Here is a 3,027-nt window from a genome sequence, read left to right as displayed (position 1 = left end):
ACGAGACGCCCGTGCCGCCGATGCCGCAGTACCCGTTCGGGTTCTTGTCCAGGTACTGCTGGTGGTAGTCCTCGGCGTAGTAGTACGGGCCGGCCTCGTCCGCGGTGCGGATCTCGGTCGTGATCTCCCCGTACCCGGCCTGGGTCAGGCGCTGCTGGTACGCGGCGCGGGTCTCCTCCGCGGCGGCGGCCTGCTCCGGCGTCGTCGTGTAGACGGTCGACCGGTACTGCGTGCCGCGGTCGTTGCCCTGCCGGTACCCCTGCGTCGGGTCGTGCGACTCCCAGAACGTGCGCAGCACGTCGGCGTCCGAGACGACGGCCGGGTCGTAGGCGACCTGCACGACCTCGGCGTGCCCGGTCAGGCCGGTGCACGTCTCCTCGTACGTCGGGTACGGCGTGTAGCCGCCCTGGTAGCCGACCGAGGTGCTGACGACGCCCGGCAGCTGCCAGAAGATGCGCTCGGCGCCCCAGAAGCAGCCCATGCCGACGACGATCGTCCGGGTCCCCTCGGGCCACGGGCCCTGCAGCGGCGTGCCGAGCACCGTGTGGGTCGCGGGCACGGCGTACGTGTAGCCCTCGTGCCCCTTCAGCGCGCGCTCCGGCTCGACCATCGTCGACTTGAGGGCGGATCCGAACAGCCAGTTCATGGTGACTCCCTTCCACGGGTCCGACACGCTCAACCCGCGCGCGGGCCGGGGTGTTCCCGCGCGCGACCGGCGGGCGCGGGGGCCTAGCCTGGGCACGTGACGGACGCGAACGACAGCACCCCGACCCTGGCCGCCACGGGCGACCTCGACCAGCACACGGACCACGGCGACTGGTCGTCGGCCGGGTTCGCGACGCGCGCGATCCACGCGGGCCAGGACCCGGACGCGGCGACGGGCGCCGTGGTGACGCCGATCTACCAGGTGTCCACCTACAAGCAGGACGGCGTCGGCGGGCTGCGCGGCGGCTACGAGTACTCGCGCTCGGGCAACCCGACCCGCGCCGCGCTCGAGGAGGCGCTGCGGTCGGCGGAGGGCGGCGGCGCCGGCTTCGCGTTCTCGTCCGGCCTCGCGGCGGAGGACACCCTGCTGCGCGCGGTGCTGCGGCCCGGCGACCACGTGGTCATGGCGAACGACGCGTACGGCGGCACCTACCGGCTGATCGCCCGGGTGTTCGGCCCGTGGGGCGTCGAGCACACCGCGGTGGACCTGGCGGACGCGGACGCGGTGCTCGCGGCGATCCGCCCGGGGCAGACCAAGGTCATCTGGCTCGAGACCCCGACCAACCCGCTGCTGGGCGTCGCGGACGTCGCGGCGCTCGCGGCCCACGCGGCCGCCGCCGGCGCGGTGCTCGTCGTCGACAACACGTTCGCCACCCCGTACCTCCAGCAGCCGATCGCGCTGGGCGCGGACGTGGTCGTGCACTCGACCACCAAGTACATCGGCGGGCACTCCGACGTGGTCGGCGGCGCGCTCGTGGTCGCGGACGGCGCGCAGCTGCCGGTCGGGCTCGAGGGCCCGACGGGCACCTCGGCGCTCGCGGACGCCGTGGCCTTCCACCAGAACGCGTCCGGCGCCGTCGCCGGCCCGTTCGACTCGTGGCTGACCCTCCGCGGGCTCAAGACGCTCGCCGTCCGGATGGACCGGCACTGCGCGAACGCCGCCGCCGTGGCCGCGTTCCTGGAGGCGCGCGACGACATCCCGCAGGTCATCTACCCGGGCCTGGACAGCCACGCGGGGCACGAGGTCGCCGCCCGGCAGATGTCCGGCTTCGGCGGCATGGTGTCGTTCCGCGCGGGCAGCGCCGAGCGCGCCGACCGCATCTGCGCCCGCACGAAGGTCTTCACGCTCGCCGAGTCGCTGGGCGGCGTCGAGTCGCTGATCGAGCTCCCGGCGCGCATGACGCACGGCTCCGTCGTCGGCACCGACCTGGAGGTCCCGGACGACCTGGTGCGCCTGTCGGTCGGCATCGAGGACGAGGCGGACCTGCTCGCGGACCTGGCGCAGGCGCTGGCATGACGACCCCGCGCCGGGGCGGGCGGGGCCGGACCCGCCCGGGCGACCCCGCGGCGCCGGCGCCGGTCCTGCACGAGGGCGACCTCGCGTCGGGCGACACGCCCCCGGGGTGGTCGGCCGAGCAGTCGGTCGCGCCGTCGGTGCGCGCCGCGGCGGCGTGGTCCTGGCGGTTCCTGCTGATCGCGGCGGCCACCGCCGCCGGGCTGTGGGTCGTCGGGTTCTTCAAGGTCATCGTCGTGTCGGTGGCGATCGCGCTGCTGCTGACGGTGCTGCTCGCACCGGTGGCCCGGTTCCTCGCCGCGCGGCTGCGGTTCCCGCGGGGGCTCGCCGCGATCACGTCGGTGCTGCTGCTGCTGGCCGTGGTGACCGGGCTCGTCGTGCTGGCCGGCCGGTCGATCGCGAGCGGGTTCGGCGACCTGTACGACCAGGCGTCGCAGGGCATCGACGAGGCGCTGCAGTGGCTGTCCGACGGCCCGCTGGGGCTCAGCACCGACCAGCTGGACGACCTGGTGCAGCAGGGGCGGGACCAGATCAGCGAGAACGCCAGCACCCTGGTGTCCGGCGCGCTCACCGTCACGACGACCGTCGGCCACGTCGCCGCGGGTGCGCTGATCGCGCTGTTCTGCACCTTCTTCTTCCTGCTGGACGGCCGGACGATCTGGACCTGGCTGGTCGGCCTGCTGCCGATCTCCGTGCGCGAGCGCGTGCACCAGGCCGGCCGCCGCGGCATCGTCACGCTGTCCGGGTACACCCGGACCCAGATCCTGGTGGCGTTCGTGGACGCGACCGGCATCGGCGTCGGCGCGGCGATCCTCGGCGTCCCGCTGGCCGTGCCGCTCGCGACGCTGGTGTTCGTCGGCTCGTTCATCCCGATCGTCGGGGCCATTGCGACCGGCGCCGTCGCGGTGCTGGTCGCGCTCGTCGCGCAGGGCCCGGTCGTGGCGCTGCTCATGCTCGGCGTCGTGCTGCTGGTCCAGCAGATCGAGGGCCACGTGCTGCAGCCGTTCCTCATGGGCCACGCCGTGTCC

Annotated in this window: 3 protein-coding genes; 2 read left to right on the top strand and 1 reads right to left on the bottom strand. The window is 74.3% G+C overall.

What is annotated here, in order from left to right; translation table 11 throughout:
• A partial coding sequence (gene msrA, locus VER05_RS15790) for a peptide-methionine (S)-S-oxide reductase MsrA (protein WP_324846269.1) occupies nt 1-646 on the bottom strand: 646 nt, incomplete at its 3' end.
• A gap of 126 nt (nt 647-772) precedes the next feature.
• Between msrA and VER05_RS15785 the strand changes: the two genes are divergently transcribed.
• Together VER05_RS15785 and VER05_RS15780 are read left to right on the top strand one after the other, a co-directional pair.
• Nucleotides 773-2,002 (top strand): cystathionine gamma-synthase, encoded by a 1,230-nt coding sequence (locus tag VER05_RS15785; protein WP_324846270.1) that lies wholly within the window; start codon nt 773-775, stop codon nt 2,000-2,002.
• Nucleotides 1,999-3,027, top strand: a 1,029-nt coding sequence (locus tag VER05_RS15780) for an AI-2E family transporter (protein WP_324846268.1), incomplete at its 3' end; no start/stop codon positions are given. The genes VER05_RS15785 and VER05_RS15780, both read left to right, overlap by 4 nt.

Origin of the sequence: Cellulomonas sp., assembly GCF_035634735.1 — a bacterium.
Classification (GTDB): Bacteria; Actinomycetota; Actinomycetes; order Actinomycetales; family Cellulomonadaceae; genus Cellulomonas.
Note: the sequence above shows the minus strand (reverse complement) of the source record. Positions and strands in the feature narration are given on the sequence as shown.